At 60.8% G+C, this 23,531-nt stretch carries 22 protein-coding genes; 19 read left to right on the plus strand and 3 right to left on the minus strand.

Annotated features, from left to right (window positions below):
* Positions 1-94 precede the first annotated feature (94 nt).
* The 19 genes from MPN23_RS07180 (at position 95) to MPN23_RS07270 (ending at position 20,867) form a co-directional block, all read left to right on the plus strand.
* On the plus strand, positions 95-1,465 hold the full coding sequence (locus MPN23_RS07180) for a sigma-54 interaction domain-containing protein (RefSeq protein WP_243547016.1): 1,371 nt from the start codon (positions 95-97) through the stop codon (positions 1,463-1,465).
* Positions 1,466-1,886: 421 nt separating this feature from the next.
* Positions 1,887-2,810 carry a DMT family transporter gene (locus MPN23_RS07185; protein ID WP_243547017.1) on the plus strand — a complete coding sequence of 308 codons (924 nt, stop codon included), beginning with the start codon at positions 1,887-1,889 and terminating at the stop codon, positions 2,808-2,810.
* 164 nt (positions 2,811-2,974) lie between these two features.
* The gene (locus MPN23_RS07190) at positions 2,975-3,478 is read left to right on the plus strand and encodes a (2Fe-2S)-binding protein (protein WP_243547018.1); all 504 of its coding nucleotides are present in this window, start codon (positions 2,975-2,977) and stop codon (positions 3,476-3,478) included.
* On the plus strand, positions 3,471-5,846 hold the full coding sequence (locus MPN23_RS07195; protein WP_243547019.1) for a xanthine dehydrogenase family protein molybdopterin-binding subunit: 2,376 nt from the start codon (positions 3,471-3,473) through the stop codon (positions 5,844-5,846). Before MPN23_RS07190 ends, MPN23_RS07195 begins: the two co-directional genes overlap by 8 nt.
* Complete coding sequence (locus MPN23_RS07200; protein WP_243547020.1) at positions 5,846-6,829, plus strand: FAD binding domain-containing protein; 984 nt, start codon at positions 5,846-5,848, stop codon at positions 6,827-6,829. The genes MPN23_RS07195 and MPN23_RS07200 overlap by 1 nt, the downstream gene beginning before the upstream one ends.
* A 22-nt stretch (positions 6,830-6,851) precedes the next feature.
* The gene (locus MPN23_RS07205) at positions 6,852-7,475 is read left to right on the plus strand and encodes a nucleotidyltransferase family protein (RefSeq protein WP_243547021.1); all 624 of its coding nucleotides are present in this window, start codon (positions 6,852-6,854) and stop codon (positions 7,473-7,475) included.
* Entirely contained in the window at positions 7,472-8,287 is an 816-nt protein-coding gene (yqeB, locus tag MPN23_RS07210; RefSeq protein ID WP_243547022.1) for a selenium-dependent molybdenum cofactor biosynthesis protein YqeB, read from the plus strand. Before MPN23_RS07205 ends, yqeB begins: the two co-directional genes overlap by 4 nt.
* Complete coding sequence (gene yqeC, locus MPN23_RS07215; RefSeq protein ID WP_243547023.1) at positions 8,284-9,117, plus strand: selenium cofactor biosynthesis protein YqeC; 834 nt, start codon at positions 8,284-8,286, stop codon at positions 9,115-9,117. The genes yqeB and yqeC overlap by 4 nt, the downstream gene beginning before the upstream one ends.
* 16 nt (positions 9,118-9,133) lie before the next feature.
* Positions 9,134-10,717: a BCCT family transporter gene (locus MPN23_RS07220; RefSeq protein ID WP_243547024.1), complete on the plus strand. Its 1,584-nt coding sequence runs from the start codon at positions 9,134-9,136 to the stop codon at positions 10,715-10,717.
* 28 nt (positions 10,718-10,745) lie between these two features.
* Positions 10,746-11,771, plus strand: coding sequence for a molybdopterin-binding protein (locus MPN23_RS07225; RefSeq protein ID WP_243547025.1), 1,026 nt, complete (start codon positions 10,746-10,748; stop codon positions 11,769-11,771).
* Positions 11,772-12,246: 475 nt separating this feature from the next.
* Positions 12,247-13,524 (plus strand): PAS domain-containing protein, encoded by a 1,278-nt coding sequence (locus tag MPN23_RS07230; protein ID WP_243547026.1) that lies wholly within the window; start codon positions 12,247-12,249, stop codon positions 13,522-13,524.
* A gap of 308 nt (positions 13,525-13,832) precedes the next feature.
* Complete coding sequence (locus MPN23_RS07235; protein ID WP_243547027.1) at positions 13,833-14,510, plus strand: FadR/GntR family transcriptional regulator; 678 nt, start codon at positions 13,833-13,835, stop codon at positions 14,508-14,510.
* 23 nt (positions 14,511-14,533) lie between these two features.
* Positions 14,534-14,782, plus strand: a complete 249-nt coding sequence (locus MPN23_RS07240) for a hypothetical protein (RefSeq protein ID WP_243547028.1) — start codon at positions 14,534-14,536, stop codon at positions 14,780-14,782.
* 35 nt (positions 14,783-14,817) lie between these two features.
* Complete coding sequence (locus tag MPN23_RS07245; RefSeq protein WP_243547029.1) at positions 14,818-16,221, plus strand: hypothetical protein; 1,404 nt, start codon at positions 14,818-14,820, stop codon at positions 16,219-16,221.
* Positions 16,222-16,245: 24 nt separating this feature from the next.
* Positions 16,246-17,415 carry a twin-arginine translocation signal domain-containing protein gene (locus MPN23_RS07250; RefSeq protein WP_243547030.1) on the plus strand — a complete coding sequence of 390 codons (1,170 nt, stop codon included), beginning with the start codon at positions 16,246-16,248 and terminating at the stop codon, positions 17,413-17,415.
* Between the two features lie 62 nt (positions 17,416-17,477).
* A complete protein-coding gene (locus tag MPN23_RS07255) occupies positions 17,478-19,301 on the plus strand; it encodes a CobW family GTP-binding protein (protein ID WP_243547031.1) in 1,824 nt (607 codons plus the stop codon).
* Entirely contained in the window at positions 19,298-19,906 is a 609-nt protein-coding gene (locus MPN23_RS07260; protein WP_243547032.1) for a MotA/TolQ/ExbB proton channel family protein, read from the plus strand. The genes MPN23_RS07255 and MPN23_RS07260 overlap by 4 nt, the downstream gene beginning before the upstream one ends.
* Complete coding sequence (locus MPN23_RS07265; RefSeq protein WP_243547033.1) at positions 19,903-20,343, plus strand: ExbD/TolR family protein; 441 nt, start codon at positions 19,903-19,905, stop codon at positions 20,341-20,343. The genes MPN23_RS07260 and MPN23_RS07265 overlap by 4 nt, the downstream gene beginning before the upstream one ends.
* On the plus strand, positions 20,340-20,867 hold the full coding sequence (locus MPN23_RS07270) for an energy transducer TonB family protein (protein WP_243547034.1): 528 nt from the start codon (positions 20,340-20,342) through the stop codon (positions 20,865-20,867). Before MPN23_RS07265 ends, MPN23_RS07270 begins: the two co-directional genes overlap by 4 nt.
* Positions 20,868-20,956: 89 nt before the next feature.
* On the opposite strand, the gene MPN23_RS07275 is transcribed toward MPN23_RS07270, so the two are convergent.
* The 3 genes from MPN23_RS07275 to MPN23_RS07285 are packed head-to-tail and all read right to left on the minus strand — an operon-like array spanning position 20,957 to position 23,529.
* Complete coding sequence (locus MPN23_RS07275) at positions 20,957-21,949, minus strand: 4Fe-4S dicluster domain-containing protein (protein WP_243547035.1); 993 nt, start codon at positions 21,947-21,949, stop codon at positions 20,957-20,959.
* A gap of 12 nt (positions 21,950-21,961) precedes the next feature.
* A complete protein-coding gene (locus tag MPN23_RS07280) occupies positions 21,962-22,600 on the minus strand; it encodes a TorD/DmsD family molecular chaperone (RefSeq protein ID WP_243547036.1) in 639 nt (212 codons plus the stop codon).
* A gap of 53 nt (positions 22,601-22,653) precedes the next feature.
* On the minus strand, positions 22,654-23,529 hold the full coding sequence (locus MPN23_RS07285) for a dimethyl sulfoxide reductase anchor subunit family protein (RefSeq protein ID WP_243547037.1): 876 nt from the start codon (positions 23,527-23,529) through the stop codon (positions 22,654-22,656).
* Between the last annotated feature and the right edge of the window lie 2 nt (positions 23,530-23,531).

Raw genomic sequence — 23,531 nt, forward strand, 5'->3', positions numbered from 1 at the left:
TGGCCCAGGGTGGATTTTCATCCCGGGCTCTGGCTATTGAATCTGTTTTCTGCAACCGCAACCCGAGGACCGCACCGCCGGTTCCTGCTCCACAATGCCCAAAACCGACCATTTCGGCCTTGATTTCGAAACGTTCGCCAGGCTCATCGACAACCTGCACGACGAAATCATCATCTACGACAACAACTATCGCATGCTGTACGTGAACAAGGCATGCGAACGGCATTACGGCTTCACGCAGAAGGAGATGGTCGGTCTCCCGTTCTGGGAAGTGGTCCGCAGACACCATGCCTGGGACAGATCGGTCCTGCCCACGGTCTATGAGCACAAACGCCCGGTCAAGCAGAAGCAGAAGACCTATCTCGGGCTGGACGTGTTGACCATCGCGGTCCCGATTCTGGACGATGCAGGCGAGGTGGAATACGTCCTCCTCAGCATCCGGGACAACTTTCACGAAGAACAGATCCCCAGCCGGGACCACTTCTCGGGCAACAAGGACGGCGAAGAAAACCATCTTCCCGAAGATTTCATCTATCACAGTTGCCTCATGGAACAGGTGGTGGATGCGGCGCGCAAGGTGGGCGACCTGAGCTCCCCGTGCCTCCTGCTCGGCGAATCCGGCTGCGGCAAAAGCCTGCTCGCCAAGTACATCCACGCGAACAGCATCCGTTCGGACAAGCCGTTCGTGGTGGTCAACTGTGCCGCCATTCCTCAGGAGCTGTTCGAATCCGAACTCTTCGGACATGTTCGGGGCGCATTTTCCGGTGCAACGCAGGCCCGGGGCGGCCTCTTTGCCAAGGCCGAAGGCGGAACCCTGTTTCTCGACGAAATTTCCGAGCTTCCCCTGTCCATGCAGGCCAAGCTCCTGCACGCGGTGCAGGAAATGGAATACCGCCCTGTCGGCAGTTCCCAGACAGTCAAGGCGGACGTGCGCATTCTGGCCGCTTCCAACCGGAATCTGGAACGCATGGTGGGCAGCGGCGCCTTTCGGCAGGACCTCTACTTCCGGCTCAACGTGTTCGACATCATGATCCCTCCGCTTCGGGACCGCCGGGAAGACCTCGTGCCTCTGCTCTTCCACTTCCTGAACAAGTTCGGCCGACTGCACGGCAAGGGCAAACGGCTGTCCGCCGAAGCCCTGAATCTTCTCTGCCAGCACTCCTGGCCGGGCAACATCCGCGAACTCGCGCATCTGGTGGAACGTCTCGTGGTCACGGTCGAGGACGAAGTCATCACCGTGGATCATCTGCCCGCATCCATCTACGCCACCATGCCGCATCCTGCCCTTCCGACGCTGAACGTGTCGGGATCACTTGACAATGCTGTCGAATCTCTGGAACGCAAGCTTGTGCTCGATGCTCTGGCCATGCACGGCAGTTCACGCAAGGTCGCGGCAGCATTGGGGATCAGCCAATCCCGCGCCTCCCGTCTCATACGAAAATACACCAAACAAAACGAGTCCTGATCGACTCACCGAGTCGATATCAACTCAGCATCAAAAAGTACCGGATTACGGGACACTTTGGCTTTGCTTGAGTCAATAACGACTCGTTCCCTATGGCGGAACTGATCGATCAATCAATCAGCGCCACATTCAACCGTCTGTTTTTACTTGTAAAAAAACCTTGCCCAACCTTTTTTGGATTGGCATGCGCTTTGCTCATTGGAAATGAGTCTCGCGACAACATGGTGGAAAAACACAATTTTCTACCCATGAAGGAGGAAATGCGGGACGTATCGGCAAAGGGGTAATTTCACTTTCACCTGTTCCCGCGTGACAGGCGGGTTGCACGAAGACGCGTTTCCCGGGGGGAATGACGGACACCGCTGACACCGTGCACAGTCCGGGAATCTGGTGAGCCACCGCACGAAAACGAGGAGAGTGTATGTTCAAGAACCCTGTCTACAAAGGGTGTTTCTGTGCCCTGATGACCATCGTGATCTGGTCCGGCAACTTCGTGGTTGCACGCATGGCCGTCGGCAAAATCCCGCCCATGACCCTGGGAGCCATGCGTTGGACCGTGGCGTTCATCCTGCTGTGCTGCTTTGCCCTGCCCAAGGTGAAAAAGGAATGGCCCGTCGCCAGGAAGTTTCTGCCCCAGATCTTCATCGCGGGCCTGACCGCAGTCACCCTGTACAACCCGCTGTGCTATCTGGGCGCACAGACCACGTCGGCCATCAACCTGTCCCTCATTTCCGTGACCACGCCCATATTCATCGTGCTCATGTCCTCCATGCTCGGTGAAAAGCAGTCCCTGAATACCTGGATCGGCTGTACCATCGCCCTGATCGGCTCGATCTATCTGGTGGCAAACGGTGAACTCAGCCGTCTGCTCGGCCTCCAGTTCGCCATCGGCGATCTGCTCATGCTCGGCGGTGCGGTCGGCTTCGGCATCTACAGCATGGTTCTGCGCAAGATTCCCGAAGGACTTTCCCAGAGCACCATTCTCACCATCATGACCTTTTTCGGTCTGATCATGCTCATCCCCTTCCTGATGTGGGAATGGTCCCTGCCCGAGACCAGCATCCAGTTCAACGGTCTGGTCGTGTTCAGCGTGCTTTACACCGGCGTGGGCAACTCCCTGATCGCCTGGTGGACGTGGAACCTCGCTCTGGAATACGCGGGCCCCTCCCGCGCCGGCATGATCTACTACGCCATGCCCCTGTTCAGCGGCCTGTTCGCCTACCTGTTCATCGGCGAGGCCATGGGCATGGTGCACCTGGTCAGCGGCATCCTGATCGTGGGCGGCATCTACTGGTCCAGCCGCAAGCCCAAGGCGGAAGCGGCCACCGCAACCAATCAGGCATAGTCGCCATTGCTTGAAACGTGGGGACGGCATTGCCGTCCCCACACTGAATTTCCCCGTCGCCAAGGCGGCGGGACCGGGATCGGCACGTCTGACCCCCGACAAAAAGAACTGCAATACCGGCCGAATAGCGGCCCGGAAAACCGTTCGACAAAGGAACGATCAACATGACCCGAGACGAACACACCAAGAAATCCATCGTCCTGATGGTGAACGGAGAACCCCGCTCCCTGGAAGTGGAGCCCAACTGGACCCTTTCCAAGGTTCTCCGCACGGAACTCGGCCTGACCGGCACCAAGGAGGCCTGTGGCGAGGGTGCGTGCGGTTCCTGCACCGTGCTCATCGATAACGTGGCCACCCCGTCCTGCATGGTTCTGGCCGTGGAACAGGAAGGCAAGGCCATCGAAACCATTGAAGGCCTGTCCCGGGATGGCAAGCTCCACCCCATTCAGGAAGCCTGGCTCGAAGAGTACGGCGCCCAGTGCGGCTTCTGCTCCCCGGGCATGATCATGACCACCAAGGGACTGCTCTACAAGAATCCCGATCCCACCGAGGACGAGATCAAGGAAGCTCTGGGCGGCAATCTCTGCATCTGCAGCAACTACGAGCACATCATCAACGCCGTGAAAAGCGCGGCGAAGAAGATGGCAAAGGAGCGCACGGATGGATAACACGTCATCTCTCGGCAAGGCTGTCCGCCAGAAGGACGGACGCCCTCGCGTAACGGGCGAAGCCAAATACTATGCGGACTTCCAGTTCCCGGGCATGCTCCAGACGCGCATCCTGCGCAGCCCCTACCCTGCCGCGGACATCGTGAGCATCGATACCGCCGAGGCCGAAGCCATGCCCGGCGTGCGGCTGGTCATGACCCACGAGAACTTTCCCAAGGCGTTCCGCAAGTCCCTGTACTATGTGGGCGACCTAGTTGCCGCTGTTGTCGCGGACAACGAGGATATTGCCGAAGAAGCGCTGGAACGCATTTCCGTGGAGTACGAAAAGAAAAAGTTCGTGCTCAGCCTCGAGGATGCGATCAAACCCGACTCTCCCGAGGTATTCGAGGGCGCGGCCAACTGCCATGACTGGGAGTTCCACGCCATCCTGAGCGACCGCGACCCGGAAACCGGACTGTTCAAGACCAAGACGCCCGCCGAGTACAACGGATTCGGCGACATCGACAAGGGCTTCGAGGAAGCCGACGAAATCGTGGAGCAGAAGGGACTGAAGTACGCCTACTGCAAGTCTCCGGCAATGGAGCCGCGCGGCTGCACCGTGAACTACGACGGGGTCAAGCTGCATGTCTATACCCATTCCCAGGGCATCCATGACGAAAAGTACTGCCTTGCGCAGGCGCTGGGCATCGGTTCCGACAAGATCAACTACGTGTCGCCCTACACGGGATCGAGCTTCGGCGGCAAGATCGCGGCCCCGCTCAATCCGAACCTTCCCTCGCATTACCTGCTCATCGCCGGTCTGGCCTGTCTGGCCCTGCACAAGCCCGTGCATTGCGGCTACTCCCGCGAAGAGGAAATGCTCTGCGCATGGTCGCGTGGCAGCATGGCCGACGTGAAGATCGGCTTCAAGAAGGACGGCACCCTGACCACCATGGACTTCGCCCACTGGCACGAAGTCGGCGCGGGCGGCGACAAGTATCCGCCCAAGAACGCCATGCTCGCCACCGGAGCCGTGCTCTACTCCCACAACTGCAGGAACCTGCGCGGCAAGATCCGCTACGTGCACACCAACCGATTCACCTCCATCGGCTGGCAGGGCTACGGTGCGCCCGAAGGCACCTTTGCCGTGGAAACCACCATGGACATCGCGGCCTACAAGCTGGGCATCGATCCCGTCGAGCTGCGCAAGAAGAACTGCATGCGCGCCGGCGACATCGACGCGGGCTGGGACCCCATGGTCTACAAGTCCGGCTACATCTCCTCCTCCGGCATCCGCGACTGCCTTGACCTCGGCGCCAAGCATCTGGACTGGAAGAACACATGGCAGCATCCGGACGAAAAGAGCGGACGCATCCGTCACGGCATGGGCGTGGCCATCTTCGCCATGGGCGCGGGTCGCCCCGGTCCGGGCAACTCCAGCGAGGCCATGGTCAAGATATATCCCGACGGCTCCGCCGCTCTGGTGTGCGCCATCGCGGACATCGGGCAGGGACAGCACACCGTGCAATGCCAGATCGTGGCCGAAGTGCTCGGCCTGCCCTACAAGAAGGTCGGTCTGGTCTGCCACGACACGGACTCCACTCCGTTCGCCACTCTGGTCGCCAACAGTTGCGGCACATGGATTCAGGGCTGGGCCACCTACGAGGCGGCCATGGACGCAAAGCGTCAACTCCTGAACCTCGCCTCGGCCAAGCTGGCTGTTCCGACAGACCAGTTGAGCATCAGGGAGGAGGGTGTGTACGTCACCGCCGAACCGAGCAGGGGAGCGACCTTTGCCGAAATCTTCGGCCTCACCATGAGCTTCGGCGGCCGCCACGAGATCGTGGGCTACTACGTGAACAATTCGCCGCATCCCAACTGCCTCAAGGACGGCAAGAAGGACGAACTGTACATTCCCAAGGAAAAGGGCGCGCAGTTCATCTCGCTGGACGTGGACACCGAGACCGGCATGTTCTCCAACGTCCGCGTGACCATGGTGCAGAACGTGGGCAAGGCGCTCAATCCCAAGATCGTGGAAGGCCAGCTCCTGACCTCCCGCCACGGTCTGGAAAACGCCATTCTGGGCAACGAATGCATCGTGGACAAGCGCAACGGCTGGCTCATGACCCCGAACTTCGTGGACTACCGTCCCTCCACGGCCCTGGACGGCGACGTCGATCCCTTCGTGGTGGAAAAGCCCGGTGATCCGACCCATCCCTTCGGAGCCACGGCCTGCGGCGAAGGTGCGGCCTGCCCGTCTCTGGCTGCATTCTCCAACGCCATCTACAACGCCATTGGCGTACGGGTCATCGAAACGCCGTTCACCCCGGAAAAAATCCTCAAGGGACTGGGAAAAATCAAGCCCAGGGCCAAACGGAGCAAGAAATAATGAAGCGGTTCAACCATATCGACGCAACCAGTCTGGAACAGGCTGCCGAACTTCTGCGCGAGCACGGAGGCAATTCCCATGTCATCGCCGGCGGCAGCGACCTGCTGGGCGGACTCAAGGACAATCTGTGGATGGAATATCCCGAGGCCGTGATCAACCTCAAGACCATCCCCGGCCTCAAGGACATCAAGGAAGAAGAGGACGGCCTGCACATCGGCGCAATGGTTACGCTCACCGAAGTGTCGGAATCCGAGGTCGTGAAGGGTGCATGGTCCGGCCTGGCCGAGGCGGCCCGACGCACTGCGTCGCCCCTGCTGCGCAACATCGGCACCATTTCCGGCAATATCTGTCAGGAAAACCGCTGCTGGTACTACCGCTACCCGGACAAGATCGGCGGTCGCATCGACTGCGTGCGCAAGGGCGGCAAGCGCTGTCTGGCCGTGCCCGGCGACCATCGCTACCACTCCATCTTCGGCGCGGTGAACAAGTGCATTGCAGTCAATCCCAGCGACACGGCTCCGGCCCTGATCGCCCTGAACGCAACCATCAAAACCACCAAGCGGGACATCCCGGCAGACGAATTCTTCACTGCGGAAATGGGCGCACAGTCCACGGTTCTGGAGCATGACGAAATCGTCAGGGAAATTCTGGTACCCCGCCCGGCAGCAGGCAACGGCAATGCGTTCCGCAAGATCGCATTCCGCAAATCCATCGACTTCGCTCTGGTCAACTGCGCCGCATCCGTGACGCTCAAGGACGGCGTGGTGGAATCCGCCCGCATCTGCCTGAACGGCGTGCACAACAACCCGCGCCGCTGCAAGGACTCCGAAGAGGCCCTGATCGGTTCCCCCCTGACTCGCGAAGCAGCGGAAAAGGCCGGTGAAATCGCAGTTGCCGATGCCAAGCCCCTGATCCTGAACATGTTCAAGGTGAACATGGCCAAGACCATCGTGGCCGACACCCTGATGGACTGCGCAGGCTAGCACGGACCGATTCATCATGGACATGAAACAGAAAATAGCCGCCGTATCCGGCGTGATACTGGCGGCGGGACACTCCAACCGGATGGGCAGGGACAAGCTTTCCCTGCCCTTCCGGGGCATTCCTCTGGTGCAGCACGTGATCAATGCGGCGCGCGAATCCAGCCTGAGGAACGTGACCGTGGTCCTGCCGCACGATTCGGAGCTGGAAAAGCTTCTTGATCTGGAAGGATGCGACAGGGTGACCAGCCCGCACCGGGACATGGGACAGGCCGAATCCCTTCAGGCCGGACTCCGGCACGTCATGGACGACTCCGAAGGCTGCATGATGCTGCTCGGGGACCAGCCCCTGATCACTGCGGAAAACATCAACTGGCTGGTCTGGGCCTTTTCCCAGCAGCCCGACTGCTGGGTGGCTCCGGTGCATGACGGCATGCGCGGCAACCCCATCACCATTCCCGCAGCATGGTATCCCAAGGTCTTCGAGCTGGAAGGCGACACCGGGGCGCGCCCCCTGATCGGTTCCCCGGGCCTGAACCTCCGCCTCGTCAAGATATACGATGTGGGCCCGTTCATCGATGTGGACACCGAAGAGGAATACCAGCTTCTCCTGAAACGTTTCGACAACACCGGCAGGCAGGCATCATGACAACATTCCAATATCCCATCATCGCCATTCGCGGCGCAGGTGATCTGGCCACGGGCGTTGCCCTTCGCCTGTATCGCGCCGGGCTGCGCAAAATGGTCTTTCTGGAAACGGAACACCCTCTGGCGGTCCGCCGTACCGTGGCCTTTTCCGAAGCCGTGTATCACGAGACCGTCACGGTGGAAGGTGTCACCGCACGGCTGATTCCCTCTCCGGACCATGCACCGGAAGTCTGGGCCGAAGGCGAACTTCCCGTTATCTGCGATCCCAAGGCCGAAACCATTCCCGCATTCCGGCCCGACGTACTCGTGGACGCGATCATCGCCAAACGCAACCTCGGCACCAATCAGGACATGGCCTCGCTGGTCATCGGTCTCGGCCCCGGCTTCACCGCAGGCAAAGACGTCCACAAGATAGTGGAAACCAAGCGCGGCCATCATCTGGGCCGAATCATCCATTCCGGGAGTGCTGCCGCCAACACCGGAATCCCCGGCAACATCGAAGGCTACACCATCGAACGGGTCTACTGGGCCGAAAACGACGGAATCTTCGTCACCAGTCTGGACATCGGGGAAACCGTGAACAAGGGCGATGTGCTGGGAAGCATTGACGGCGTTCCGGTCATCGCGGCCGTATCCGGCGTGATCCGGGGACTTCTGCGCAACAACACTCCGGTGACCGCAGGTGCCAAGCTGGGCGACGTGGACCCCAGAGGCGCAATCAGCTACTGCCATCAGGCGTCGGACAAGGCCCTTGCCATCGGCGGCGGCGTGCTTGAAGCCATTCTGGCCCATCTGATCGGAGAGGACCAATGACACTGGCCGGGGATGCGGCGCAAATCCTGCCGGACGATCTGATTCGTCCGAGCCACCGGCTCGCGGCCTTTGCCGGGGCCGGGGGAAAGACCTCACTCATCCGCTGGTTTGCCGAGGCATTCCGGCAGGCAGGAAAACGCGTACTCATCACCACCACGACCAAATTCTTCCCGTTTCCCGACCTGAATGCCATCCTGCTCCGAACAGCGCACTCCCCTGCCGACATCATCAATTCGGCTTTGGACCAAAACGGAATCACCGTTGTCGCCGATCACCTCGATAAAACCACTGGCAAACTGGTGGGACTGCATCCTGCCATGGTCACGGAACTGTCCGCCCTCGCGGACCTGACTCTGGTGGAGGCGGACGGAGCCGCGCGCAAACCGCTCAAGGCTCCTGCGGAACACGAGCCCGTCATCCCCGCGAACACGGACCTGTGCATCGGCGTCATGGGTCTGGACGCGGCCTTTCGCCCCCTGACCGAAACCACGGTCCACCGCCACGAAACATTCGCTCGCATCGCCGGGCTGTCTGCCGGAAAAAGCATTCTTCCCGAACACATGATTCGCCTTGCCCAAAACAGGAACGGCCTGTTCAAGGGGTGTCCGGGCTCCAGCGAACGCATCGTCTTCCTGAACAAGAACGACCTCCCCTCGACTTCCGGGACAGTGCACGACTTGGGAAACGCACTGTCCCGGTTGTCTGGGGATTCCTGTCTTTCCTGGTTTTCCGGCAGCGCACGATTGAAACGCATATCCCGGATTTCGCCATGCCCGGACGAAAATCCGCCTTTACCCGCGGACGCACTTGCTTTTCCGCACCGACTCTGAAAAGGAGGAAGCATTCATGCCTGAACAAGAACACGCTGCCGCCATGGCCGCGTCCATGACTCCCTGCCGCCCCGAGGCCAATTCCATCCGCAAGACCTGCTTCTATGGCGCGCTCTCCATCATTCTGGCAACCTGCATCCCGCTCCTGCTCTATCCCGAGGCAGGGGAACGGGTCATCAACGCCCTGTTCGATTTCGTGACCGTGGAACTGGGCTGGCTCTACATGCTTGCGGGCCTTGGCTCCTTTGCGCTGATCCTCTGGTTCGCGTTCGGTCCGCTCGGCCGAAAAAAAATCGGCGACAAAATCGAATACTCCACGTTCTCGTGGGTCGGCATGCTGTTCTGTGCGGGCGTGGGGTCCGGCTGCATGTTCGGCGGTTCCATGGACTGGGCCTACTACATGTCCTTTCCCATGCACGGCGAACCCGCTGGTTCCTGGAAGGCTGCTGAATGGGGCTGCGCCTACGGCATGTTCCACTGGGGCCCGGTCTGCTGGGCCATCTACGCAACCCTCGCCGTGCCCATCGGCTACAGCTACTATGTCAAGCGCGTGCCCATCCTGAACATCTCGCAGGCCTGCAAGGGGCTGCTCGGCGACAAGGTTCACGGCTGGCCCGGCAAGGTCATCGACATCCTGTTCATGACCGGACTGGTGGCCGGTTCCGCCACGGCTCTGGGCCTCGGCATTCCCATCGTGGCCGCCAGCGTGGTGTCCGTGACCGGCCTGGAACACTCCTTCGGTCTGGAGTTCGCCATCCTCGTCTTCGTGACCATGATCTTTTCGGTCACGTCCTATCTGGGCCTGAAAAAAGGACTGAGCAAGCTTTCCGACTTCAACGTCTACATCGCCCTCGGCCTGCTTCTGTTCGTGTTTCTGGCCGGTCCCACGCGCTTCCTCATTGAAATGGCGCTGGCCTCCACCGGCCTGCTGGCCTCGGAATTCGTACGCATGTCCACCTGGATGGACCCGGTTGGCAACGGCGGCTTCACGCAGGCGTGGACCATATTCTACTACGCATGGTTCGTGGCCTATGCTCCGTTCATGAGCCTGTTCATCGCCAAGATATCCCGCGGACGCACAGTGCGACAGATGGTTCTCGGCCCGGTATTTCTGGCTTCCATGGGCTGTGCCTCGTTCTATCTGATCAACGGCAACTTTGCCCTGCATCTCCAGCTCACGGGCCAGCTCGACGTGGTGAACATGATCAAGAGCGCCAAGGGTGCCACCGCGATCATGGCCGTGGCCGACTTCCTGCCCTTTTCCTCGCTCTACAAGCTGGTGTTCGCCACTGTCACCGCCATTTCCATGGCCACCACATTCGACGCGGTCTCGTTCGCCCTTGCCGCCACCACCACGCGCAAGCTCTCGCCCGACGACGAACCCGCCCGCTGGAACCGCCTGTTCTGGGCGCTGGCACTCGGCCTCGTTCCCACGGGCATTCTGCTGATCAACGGTCCGCTTTCCGTGCTCCAGACCGCATCCATCGTGGTCGGACTGCCCGTGCTCGCGGTCGTCTGGATCGGCGTGGCCTCGTTCTTCCGCGAATACCGCCGCACCGGGTGGGTGGAAGCCCGGTCCGAAAGCACGGAATCCGCCTGATAATCATCATAATTTGACGAGAAAACCCATGAAGACCATACACGTTGAACACGCCGTGGGCACGGTCCTGTGTCAGGACATCACCCGCATCATTCCCGGAGAGTGCAAGGGCCCGGCCTTCCGCCGCGGCCATGTCGTCACCGAAGCGGACATCCCGGCCCTGCTGGATATCGGCAAGGAGCACCTCTATGTCTACGACCCGCGTGACGGCTACGTGCACGAGGACGACGCTGCCCGGCGCATTGCCACGGCAGCGGCCGGTCCGGGCATCGAGATGACCACGCCCGTGGAAGGCAAGATCACCCTGCGCGCAGCCATCGACGGGCTCGTGCAGATCGACACCGAAGCACTGTTCCGGCTCAATTCCGTGCCGGACGTGATCTTCGGCACCATCCACACCAACCAGCTCGCCCGCAAGGGACGCGGGCTGGCCGGAACCCGGGTCATCCCCCTTGTTGCCCGGGAGGAAAGCGTTGCCGAGGCCGAACGCGTACTGGCCGAACACCCGCCGCTCATTCAGGTCCTGCCGCTCAAGCCCTGCCGCGTGGGCATCGTGACCACGGGCAGCGAAATCTACAAGGGCCGCATCAAGGACAAGTTCGGGCCGGTCATCCGTGAAAAATTCACGGGCTACGGCAGCACCATCGTGGGACAGACGCTGGTCTCGGACAGTCAGGAAATGACGGTCAATGCCATCCGCGATTTTCTGGATCAGGACGCGGACTTCATCGTGGTCACGGGCGGCATGTCCGTGGACCCGGACGACCAGACCCCGGCCTCGATCCGCGCGGCCGGAGCCGAAGTCGTGACCTACGGCGCACCCACATTCCCGGGCGCCATGTTCATGCTCGCCCACATCGGCGACGTGCCCGTGGTCGGCCTGCCCGGCTGCGTCATGTACTACAAGGCCAGCATCTTCGACCTCATCGTGCCGCGCCTCCTCGCAGGCGTGAACGTGACCCGCGACGACATCATCGCCCTCGGACACGGCGGCTACTGCGAAAACTGCGCCCAGTGCAAATACCCGGCCTGCGGGTTCGGCAAGGGCGCGTAGAAAGAAGAGGCCTCCGGCGGCTCAAGGAACCTCTTGAAAGAGGTTCCTTGAGAATCCTCCAGAACTTTCTGGTTCTACGCCGCCAGAAAGAGCAAAGGAAACGTGTTCGGCCCGTACGGCGGCGTAGTTGGTCGCACGCCCTCTGTCCCTGCCCTGTCGAAAAAAAGGGATTTCAGGTGAAAACGAACCCCCAAAATCATCCCGTTTTCTGGACCACTCGTTTCGGGAATTGAAAAAGGTCCGGAGAATGTCCCGTCAGGGCATTCACCGGACCTTTTTCAATTCCCGAAACGGAATGGGGATCCAAGGGGCCTTGCTCCTTGGCGGGTCCGGGCAGAGCCCGGCCCCCCGGGAGGGTCGCCGAAGGCATGCAAGCTGGTGGGACCAATGCCACGGAGAATTTGCCAACAAGGGCGAGACAAGGGTATCGTGCCTTGATCCGCAATCGCGGATAAAAGCGAACAAGGAATTTCGAATGTCCGAACCACTTGAAAATACGGGAACCCACAGCGTCGACCAATGCATGTCCGCCTATCTGGCCATGCTCCCGGCCCTTGTCTGGCGCATTGACATCGTGGGCAATGAAATAACCTTCCTGAATGCACATACCATTGCCTCACTCGGGGAACAGGCCAAGGCCGTGCTGCAGAATCCCGGGCTTGCTCGACAGATGATACTCAGTCAGGATCGCGAACGGTTCCGTCACTGCTACGACCAGATACGCAACCGCCAGTCCTCGGCCTGCACGTTCCGCATGCGCCTTTCGGACGGCACCACGGGCTGGTTCAAGATCATGGCCATGCCCGACCCGGAACTGCCGAACTGTTCGGTCGGACTGCTCATGGACATCACCCCGCACGTGAACACCATCCTGTCCACGGAAGGCCGACCGGGCCTGAGCGACAAGATCGACCTGCTGGACGAGCCGATTCTGCTCATCCGCTTTTCCGACCGTTCGGTATTCATGGCCAACCATGCCGCTCGCCGGATGCTCCAGTATTCTGCGGAAGACATGGCCGCCCTTGATCTGGACAGACTTTTCCAAAAGAATTCGGCCAAAAAACTCTTTCAGATGTATGAAGGCCTGATCTTTTCCGACTATTGGAACGGCGAACTCAGCGTAACGGACAGCACCGGGCGGCATCACCAGTGCATGACCCGCATTCAGGCCATTGCCCGGGACGAGGAAAACCTGCTCTGGGTCACCCTGACGCATCTGAACAGCTGCATGGCGTGCAAGGGCGTGCCTGTGCGCGGCAATGAATCCGTGGCATCGCAGGAAATCATTCAGGCCATGCGGAAATGCACGACGGTCAAGGGATTGCTGGAAACCATGCTCAACGCCCTGCCCCCGGATTCGCCCACGGACGCGATCATGCTTTCGCGCATCTTCATCACCGAAAACAAGGTGCAGGTCACGGGCGCGGGCGATCCCTTCGAAACCGTGCCGGAAAACCGCACGCATCCCTACGAGGGGTCCATTGCGGAAAACATCGTCCGCTTCAACCTGCCGCATCATGTGGTCATGGAAACCTCCAAGAGCATCAAGCCCATCGACTGGGCCCTGTTCATCCCGCGCGGCATCCGCTCCTATTATGCCCAGCCCTTCTTCGATGACGGCGTGCTGACCAAGGTGCTGATCTTCTGCTCGCGACAGGCCGGAAACTACGACCCGGACGCGCCCGCACCGCTCCATGAACTCTATGCCGAATTCCTGACGAATCTGGAACGCTGCCTCAAGCGAACCAGGTAACGCGCCCGGGAAAAAGCTGGCACACTGGTCCAACCACAATCCACTTCAGGCGGAAGAAACGCACCCGAAGCATTTCGGGTGCGTTTCTTCATATGTACGGTCCGCGACAAATTTGAAAAACGGTATCCCTTCAATTCCGGATGGTTAGAAAAATTCAATACGAAAGACCACCCTTACGGCCTTCAAGTGGCCCAACCAGTTTAATGTGAAATTTCCGCCAAACTCTTGCCCGCATCCTTGCTTTGCCCATAAATGAGGGTGAAAGCGTGAGGACACGGAAAAACAACCCCAAACTGGTTGGACCAGATATGGCATCAGCACAACGCCCCATTCTTTGCCAAAAAGTCGCGGACATGCTCAAGGGCTCCTCCTTTTCCGTGGGGGATCGCCTGCCCGGCGAACGCCGCCTTGCGGAAATGTTCGACACCAGTCGAAACACCATCCGCGAAGTGCTCTGCAACCTTGAAACCATGGGTTACGTGGAAATCCGCCAGAAGAGCGGCTGCTACCTCAGGAGCAAGGAAGGCCGCATCAGCTGGGAGCAGCTCCGCAGACGCAAGTCCCAGTCCGCCACGCGGCAGCTTCTGGACACCCTGTACATGGTGGTGCCCGGGCTGGCCCGCGAACAGGCAACCCGCCTGTCACCTTCCGGTGTGGCTGCACTGGAAACCGCCACGGCAAGACTCGGCGAGGCCATCGTCAATTTCGACATCGCCGCGTTCAGCCGGGTGTACATCTCCTTTTTTCTGTCGTTGGCCGAGTCCTCGGCCAACGACTACCTGATCCTGCTGATGAAGGAACTTCAGGCTGCGGTTCCCAATCTGGAGCACGCCGGAACCGGACTTGCCGAAGTGCAGACCGATTCCCTGTTCGCGTACCACGTGGAGCTGTTCAACGCCCTGAAAAGCGGCAGGGCCGACGAGGCCGAGAAACTGGCTGCCCAGTGCATGCGCACCTTTGCCGCCATCGTGCTTCCCGGCGAATAGTCGAACGCACTCCTGTCAGCACAATGAAACGAAGAGAATTTTTCAGCCGTTTCGTTCCCGGCTTGGGCCAGACGGTGGATGCTGCGAAAACGTCGGAACAGGTGGAACAGCCCGAACGGGTGCGCCTAACCGAAAAGGAACGTTTTCTCCGCGCCATGGCCATGGGAATCGATCCGGCAACGGTAACGCCCGGGCAATTGGAAGAACTGGTTCCGGACCCGGAACCGCAATCAACACGACCGAAGAGAGAGCAGTTGGACAGCGAGGATTGATCACCCTCCCTGCGAACTCGCGAAGGAGTTGCAACATGGACAACAGTAGCGTGAGCTACCTTGAAAGCCGGAAGCTGGTCAAACGCTGGAACGGCCCGATCCCGGCCCTGGTCAATAGCGTCCTCATACTGGCGTTCTTCTACGCCACGTGGTGGATTTTCCAGGACCCGCGCGGCCTGATGCGCATGTACACCCCGTACGTGGGCTACATGGTCTGCCGCTGGCTCCTCATCCTGTTCATCTGGGTGGCGTACATCTTCGACTTCTGGCCCTTCAAGAGGAGCTGGCTCAACAAGACACACCCATTGATAAAAGGCTCGGTGCTCACACTCGTGAGTGTGGCGGCCATGATCATCCTGATCAAGGGTTTCTTCGTGGAAATCCTGGGTAATTTCGGCATCGCGTACTTCGACCCGGACCGGCTCATGGCCATGGGCATCACGGACTTCTACTCCATCGAGTATGCAGCGGAAGCCATCATGATGTTCGCTGCCATCGCGTCGTGGCTCTCCCCGAGCTGGGTCGTGGCCTGCGAAAACGCACCATGGCAGAAACTCGGCCAGCCCGCGCGCGGCATCACCATCGTGCTGGTGACCTTCTTCTTCAGCATGATCGTGTACTTCCTGACCATGCATTCCCACATGGCCATCCTCTTCTACCCCTGGCAGAAGTTCACGGCCATCTGCCCGCCCTACTGGGAGGACTTTGCCAACACGGTTTCCGGCAACTTCCACATCGCGTGGATCATGTGCTGCACCGTGGTGGTCTGGCTGTACGAAACCATCTGGGAACGCTATCCCTTCAACCTGATCAAGCATGACGGACTGCGTCGCACCGCGTCCTTCTTCGGCATCATCGGCATTGCCGTGGCCCTGTGCTTCTTCCTGTTCTACGCCCAGGATCTGGTCTGGGGCGAGACCATTCGCGGCACCCGCCGCCTGATGGCTCCGGACTGGCGCTGGCTGCATGTGGGCGAGATGGCCATTTTCTGGCTTGTGCCCACCCTGTTCCTGAGCTTCTACTGCAACAACTGGCCCACCAAATTCAGCCGTCCGGTCAACGTGTGCATCCGCACCCTGCTGACCGCTGCCATGGCCGTGCTGGTATACGTGGTCTACTACAAGACATCCCACCTGTTCCTCGGCACCCAGAAGGGCTTTTCCCATCCCCAGCAGTTCCCCATGATCCCGATGATCTGGCTGATCAACATCTTCCTGATCAACGTCTGGTTCATGGACGGCTGGCCGGGCTGGAAGGCCGTGCCCAGGACCGAGGCCGAACTCGAAGAGGTCAGGGAAGAGGTTGTGGCCAGCGACGTGAAATGGACCCCGGGCATTGCCAAGGGCCTTGCCATCGGCCTTGCCGTGGGCGCGCTGCTCTATTTCGCGATCATCAATGTCCTGCCCTGGATCGGTGAGAACATCACCATCATCAAGTAAGTGCGGGAAAGAGGAGTAGAAACAATGAGCAACGACAAGAAGAACATAAGCAGACGCGACTTCGTGAAGGGCGCGGCCACCGGTCTGGTCGCGGGCGCATTTGCGGGCATGGGCATGTACTCCTACAGCCCGTGGGCCTACAGCCGCCTTCCCAAGACCAACCGCAAGCAGCAGGACTTCGGCGCATGCCGCAGCGTACGCGTGACCAACATCTCGGAAACGAGCTGGTTCAACAACGCGCACCTCATCGGCGACATCCACGAGGCCGGCGGCCTGCTCGTGAACCAGTACACCCTGAACTGGGCCCCGTTCGGCAACGGCAAGGGCTCGGCCAAAGGCTCCTATGACGAGGGCATGAGCACCATCAAGGATCTGCTGCCTCACGATCTGGAAAAGGCATGGGAAATCCAGAAGAAGCTGTCCCTGCACCCGGACAATCCGGGCGGCTACTCCTGCCTGCTCGAAGTGGAGGCTCTGGACGGCACGGTGCACAAGTACCTGCTGGACACGGGCTGGTCCTACGAATGGATGGACAACTGCTTCAAGCGCGAGGGCATCGACCAGATGCTGCGCGATCAGGAAATCGAGGCCCTGTTCATCTCCCATGAACACTGGGACCACTTCTGGGGCCTGCCCGTCACCATGAAGTACGACAACCGCATCCCCCTCTACGTGCACGACGGCTTCTACAAGGAAGGCCTCCAGTACATCGAGGACAGCGGCTACAAGGGCGAACTGACCATTGCGGACAAGCCCGTGACCCAGATCGCTCCGGGCGTGGCCCTGCTCAAGTTCGACGTACCCATCATCAACCGCGTGTTCGGCGAAACCTCCCTTGCCTTCAACATCAAGGACAAGGGGCTGGTGCTGATCTCCGGCTGCTGCCATCAGGGCATCCTGAAGTTCGCGGACTTTGCCTACGCCAACCTGAAATACGACAACGACAGGTTCTACGGCATCTACGGTGGTCTCCACATCTCCCCGTTCGAGGACTGGGACCCCAAGTACGACGACCTTGTCATCTCCCTTGGACAGTGGGGCTTCGAACGCATAGGCTGCAACCACTGCACTGGCCATCTCACGGCCAAGAAGTTCATCGAGGCGGGCTACCCCGTGGTGCGCGGCACCGCGCGGTTCCGTTCGGCCTCCAAGGACTACCTCGGCAACGGCGACAAGATAACCTTCGGCTGCTAAAGCCGTCACCCATACATGCGCCCGGTCCTTCGGGGCCGGGCGCACATCAAGAGTCTTCAGAAATGAACCTTTCCGCCATCCTTCCTCCTCTGCGTCCCAAAGGCCAGCCCGTGGACATGCCGGGCCTGCTCATGAACAGCCTGCTCGCAGCCTGCCGCCACAATGAATTCAAGCGGCTGGTCGGCTGGAAAGGCATGGCAGTCTGCCCCAGAGGCGATCTTGCCTGGACCATGAAGCTCCGCTCCCGCCCCGGCATATACGGCCTGTGCGCCGAGACCTCCGGGCAGAGCGACGCCAGGCACCACGCCGATCTGGGCCTCTACTATTTTCCTGCGGACGAAGAGCCCCTGCTCGAACGCATGTCTCTGGCCGCGAATCTGGCCGCCGCGCACCTCGACTATCTGGAACAGGTCCGGCATTTTTCCGTGGCTCCGGACTGGGCCGCGCCGTTTCGCATCGGCAGGATTCGCATATTTCTGGACAATGACGAGACAGCTCTGGCCATCCAATGCCAGGCGCTGGAACGAAAAATCTGCATTGCCCGGGACGGCATCGCCACGGACTCCGGAGACTGGATCATCGCCCCGGGCACCCCGGAAGAGGACTTCGCGGCCCATGAACTGGCCATGGATTTCTTCCTGATTCTGGCTGCGGCCGTATCCAACAGTCTGGAAACGCCGCCAAGCCGTTACGGCCGGGAACAGCAGGCCGACATGGTTCCGGGATACACCCGGCAAGGCGAACGAATATCCTTTGACAGAAGCACTTCCATCATAACCGATACCCTTGCCTGGGGGGATGACGAAACTGCGTGCACTCTTGTCTCCCCCCTCCTCCGGGAAGAGACGCTCACCCCGGACCGGACCGACGGCATGCCGCCGGAAATCGCCTCGGCCCTGTTCTGGAAGACGCACGACCTCAGCCTGCTGGGCACGAACATGGAGTATGCCTACGCCTTTGACACCCGCCCCCGGTTCATCGTGCTGAGCGGTTTTCTCGGCGCAGGCAAGACCACGTTCCTGAACCAGTTGCTGGAATACCATGCCTCCCGCGACGAACTCGTGGCCATCATCCAGAACGAGGTGGGCCAGACCGGAGTTGACGGCAAACTGCTGGAAGGCGACGATTCCATTGTCGAACTGGACGAGGGATGCGTGTGCTGCACGCTGGCGGGCAATCTGTCCAAGGGCATCGAACAGCTCAAGGCCCGGTTCAGCCCCAAGGTCATCGTGCTGGAAAGCACGGGACTGGCCAATCCCTTCAACATTCTGGAAGAACTCGACGCACTCCGCCCACTGGTCCGGCTGGATTCCGTGACCACGCTGGTGGACGCAGCCAATGCCCCGGCCCTGCTGGAAACCAGCGACATCGCGGTTTGCCAGATCAAGGCTGCGGACATCATCCTGCTCAACAAATGCGACCTGGTAACCGACCGGGAACGCTCCGAACTTTCCCGGCGCATCCGCGCCCTGAACTCCCGTGCACTCATGGCCGAAACCGAGCACGGGACCATCAACCCCGCAACCCTGTACGACTCCGATCCCTTCGAGCAGAACGTTTCGGGTCTCCTTCCCGCACCTTTGAACACCCCCCATCATGACCACGCAATGGAAGGATTCACTTCAAGACGTTTTGCCTTTGACGCGCCCTTGAGCCGGGAAGCCCTGGTCAGAGCCTTGGAACGCCTCCTCCCCACGGAAGTTTTCCGGCTCAAGGGAATCGTGTCCCTGATCGGCCACGATCATGCCCAGGTCGTGCAGTACGTTGCCGGTCGCTACGAATTCTCCAGCCTTGGCAGCGAATTCCATGATCAGCCCTTTCTGGTCGCCATTGGCAGGGACATGGACCTCACCCCGCTCGAAGTCCTTCAGGAGGCACGCGCATGACCCTGTTTCAGCAGGGTGGTCCCATGATGTGGCCGCTCCTCGCCGTATCCGTGGCCTCTCTCGCGGTCATGGCCGAACGTTTCGTGGTCTTCACCACCACCAGCTTTCCCAAGGGTGACACGCTCGCGTCGGTTCTGGACATGGCCCGACAGGGCAGAAAGGGCGAGGCGCTCTCCAGGGTGGAGGAAACCGCGCCCTTTTTCACGGAATTCTTCTCGGCCCTGCTGGCCGACGGTTCCGCTCGCCAATGCGAGGAACATGCCCAGCTTGCTGGTGAGGAAGCCCTGTTCGGCCTGAGCCGCCGTCTGGACTTTCTGGCCACGGCAGCCACCGCAGCCCCGCTCATGGGGTTGCTCGGCACGGTCATGGGCATGATCTCCGCGTTCTCCAGACTCGCGAGTTCCGGCAATGTGGACATCACCATGCTGGCCGGGGGCATCTGGCAGGCCCTGCTGACCACGGCGGCCGGACTGGGCATCGCCATCCCCTCGCTTCTGGCCCACCGCTGGTTCCGCCGCCAGCATGAAAAGACCGCATTCGCCATGCAGCGGACTGCGGCCCTGCTTCTGGACAACACCATGCCGGGACCGGGGCCCAAACCGTGATCTCGTTCAGGCACCGCACCCCACAACCAGCCTCTCCGGACATCACGCCGCTTCTGGACGTGGTGTTCATTCTGCTGATCTTCTTCGTGGTTTCCGCGGTGTTCACGGCCCGGGGCATGGACATGGAACTGCCGGACGCCGAGACCTCGCACCCGGTTTCCGGCAAATCGCTGGAAATCGAACTGAAACCGGACGGCACCCTGTCCTGCGACAATGCCCCGGCAACCATGCGCGACCTGTCCTTCATTCTGGATCATACGGCGGCCCTGCCTCTGGCGAGCCAGCCACAACGCATCCTGCTCAAGGCCGCGCCCGAGGCCCGGGTGGAACCGTTCGTGCGCGTGGTGGACATGGTGCGCAAGCACGGCTTTTCCAATCTGGTCATCGCCACGCGCACCAATGCACCGCCCACCAGTCTGGACGGAGACGCGCAATGACGCGCAGCCCGGTGCTGACCGCGTGCATCGTGTTTTCCCTGTGCGCCCACTTCCTGCTTGTCCATGCGAAATGGACCTCGACTCCGACACAGGGCGGAGAACAGATTCTCGTGCCTGCGGACTTCGATGTGGCCTCGCTTCCGGCCGGAGATTCCCTGAGTCTGGGACAGGCAGCACAGCCGGGCTCGAATTCGGAAAACGGGGAAAAGGCGCAGGCGAACAGGCGAAGACAGGCGCTCAGGCAGTACGTGACCAACGTGCGCAAGGCCATCGAGCAACGCAAATTCCAGCCCGACCGCCACGGTCTGGAAGACCTGATCGGCAAGGCGAGCTACGCCTTCACCATCGGGCCGGACAGTGCGTTTTCCAACATCAGACTGACACGCACCTCGGGCACACCCCGGCTGGACAGGACCGCCCTGCTCGCCATCCGCGCGGCCAGCGGCATGGTGGAACGTCCGAAAATCATCGGCAGCGCCCCCCTGCACATCACGGTAACCGTCAAGTATCAGTATTCCCTCTAGGGCTCAGGCCCCCTCGAACAACACCCCATGAGAAAACCGCCCCGGGGCCATCGGCCCCGGAGCGGTTTCCACCTGCATACCCTGTCGCGCTACATGCCCAGCTTGCGGGCGCAAATTTCACAATACCCGTTCACCAGATTGGCGCTTTTCGCCCGACACCGTCGGCATTGGCCAAAGGAAGCGGAATGCAATGGTTGCGGTTCGCGACAGAAATTCTCCTTGCCAAACGGCAGACGGACAACACTGTCCGTGCGACAGGCCCGCTCGCACAGTCCGCAATCCACGCACTTCCAGACCGTGAAACGCAGACTGAAACAGCTCTCGCCAGCCACGAACTCCAGTGCGTCCGTGGGGCAGGCACGTACGCACGCGCCACACCCGGAACAGCCGGGATCAATGCGAATTTCAGCACTCGGCAGCAATTCCAGCATGGCTCCGGCCACATTCTCCGGGGCAAGAGCCACAACCTCGCGCCACCAGTCCGGGACAGCGGCAGTCACATCCTGATCCATGGTCGCCCTGCCCCTGCCTCCTCGCAGCATCCCGAACAGGGACCGCCGGGAAACCGCATTCACGGAAACCGTTCGCGCGCCTTTTTCCCGCATGCAGGCAATCCGATCCGCAAGCTGCGGAAAAATCCGACGCACCTCGCCCAAGGCCTTGAGAAAACCGCGACAATGATCGCCTCTGGCACACTCCGAGCATTGCCCACGCACAAACGAGACCTTCCCGGTTCCGGCCAGTGCCGTTGCAAACAGGAATTCCGGGTTCAATGCCGACAGGCACGCGCCGAGTTCCATCTGATCCCCGGACCGTGCAGGCAATCCGAAGCATCCGACAACCATGGGATTTTCCCCGCGGGCAAAGGCCTTGCGGGCAAAGTCGCGCCCAGCGTCGTGACGCAACGCCCCCGAAGCGCAGACCGCGGCGCAGAGGCCGCATCCCGTACAGATGGCCGGATCGAGAACCGGACCATCCGCCAGAGACAACGCACCAGCCGGACATGCGTCAACGCACAGACCGCACTCCCCGCCCCGAAAGGCGATGCAATGCGACTGCACGAATTCCGGCCTGACAGACATGCGGCTCTCCGTCTATGCCGCCAGCAGGGCGGGCAGGGAATCCACGGTGGCCCGACACAGTTCGGCCACGGCACGGTAATAGTCGGTTCCAGCTCTGGCCTCGATCTCCTCGAGACACACTCCGGCCCAGCGCCCGAGATGATCGGACAGAAAGGCCCGGGCATCCGCGAGCATGGCCTCGGCTGTATCCGGATCGTCATTCACCTGAGCCTGCGCCGCACCAACCAGAAGATGCGCCATGAACGCCAGCTCCAGACCAAGATGGTCGTCCGGCTCGTTGTTCAGAAGGGGCGCAGTCAGCCCGTGGCGCGCATAGGCATCGCGCACCTCGAAGGTAGGGTCGCCGAAGAGCAGCCGCTCCCGGGTGGTCCATACGGATTCCCACATGGGCACGGCCCGGTTCGGTGCGACAAACAGGTCGGCATGATCCACGCGCACCTGTTCCAGCGCCACTTCATCCAGAGACTCCAGCCAGTTCTTCAGGGAACCGAGACTGTGCCGCAGTTCTCCGGTCACGGGCAGCGGCCAATCCGCAAGCAGGTCTTCCCGCCGGATCTCCTCCAGCAGGTCTGCGTCCGGGGCTTCGCGCAGCACGCGGCCCAGAAAGGCGCAGGCCACGGATGCGCCCAAAAGATTTTCCGACGATTGCATATATTTTCCAGAAGGGGCCGGAAAGCCGAAGCTCCCCGGCCCCGGTTCGTTCGTTACATTCCGATGCGCAGATAGGTTCCGTAGAAGATGAGTCTGCCCATGATCTCTCCGGCCAGGACCAGACCAAAGGCGCACAGCCCGGCATTGATCATGACTCCGTTCTCATGGGAGACCACCACGCGAAACGCGGCCCACGCAAACACGGCCGTGCCGAGGAAGGTCAGGACCATGCGCGCCACAAGCAGCACGGTGCCGTCCGAAGCCAGCATGGCCAATCCGGACACGTCCAGACCATTCATGGAGTCCAGAGCGATCATTTCCAGAGGCACGCCCACGAACTTCAGCCCCAGACCAAGCAGCGCGGCCAGAATGAAAACCCCGGCAATGCGGCTTCTGGTCTCTCCGGCAAGGGACGCGTCCCGGTTGCTCTGGATGCCGAACAGCAGACCGCCAGCAATGGAACCGGCCACCAGCGCAGTGCCATAGAAGCCCAGCATGGTGGATACGGAATCCCACACCGGCACGGTCACGAGCATGTAGACCCGAGACATCACGTACACGGCCACAAGGCCGAGCAGCATGGTCAGCACGGCCAATCCCGTGGCCTCGGCCTCGGGATTCCTGCGGCGCACCACGGCCAGCGCCACAACGGCAGCGAAAAAGCCGCCCATGGCGAGAATCTCCCGGCTGAGCCAGGACGATCCGGCATTGAGAATGGTGAACACGCTGTGCAGCGGTGTTCCCAGATGGGACAGGGACAGCAGCAGAGCTGCGGCAGTCAGCACGCCCACAGCCGGAAGTTGCCGGGACAACACGGCTCCCACGGGGCCGGAAGCGGTCTTGCGCGCGATCTCGGACACCAGCAGCATGCCGACGGCGGTCTGAGCGAGGACGGTGAAGAGCACGAGGCTCCATTCATTGAAGACCATGA

The organism is Pseudodesulfovibrio tunisiensis (genome assembly GCF_022809775.1).
Lineage (GTDB): Bacteria > Desulfobacterota > Desulfovibrionia > Desulfovibrionales > Desulfovibrionaceae > Pseudodesulfovibrio > Pseudodesulfovibrio tunisiensis.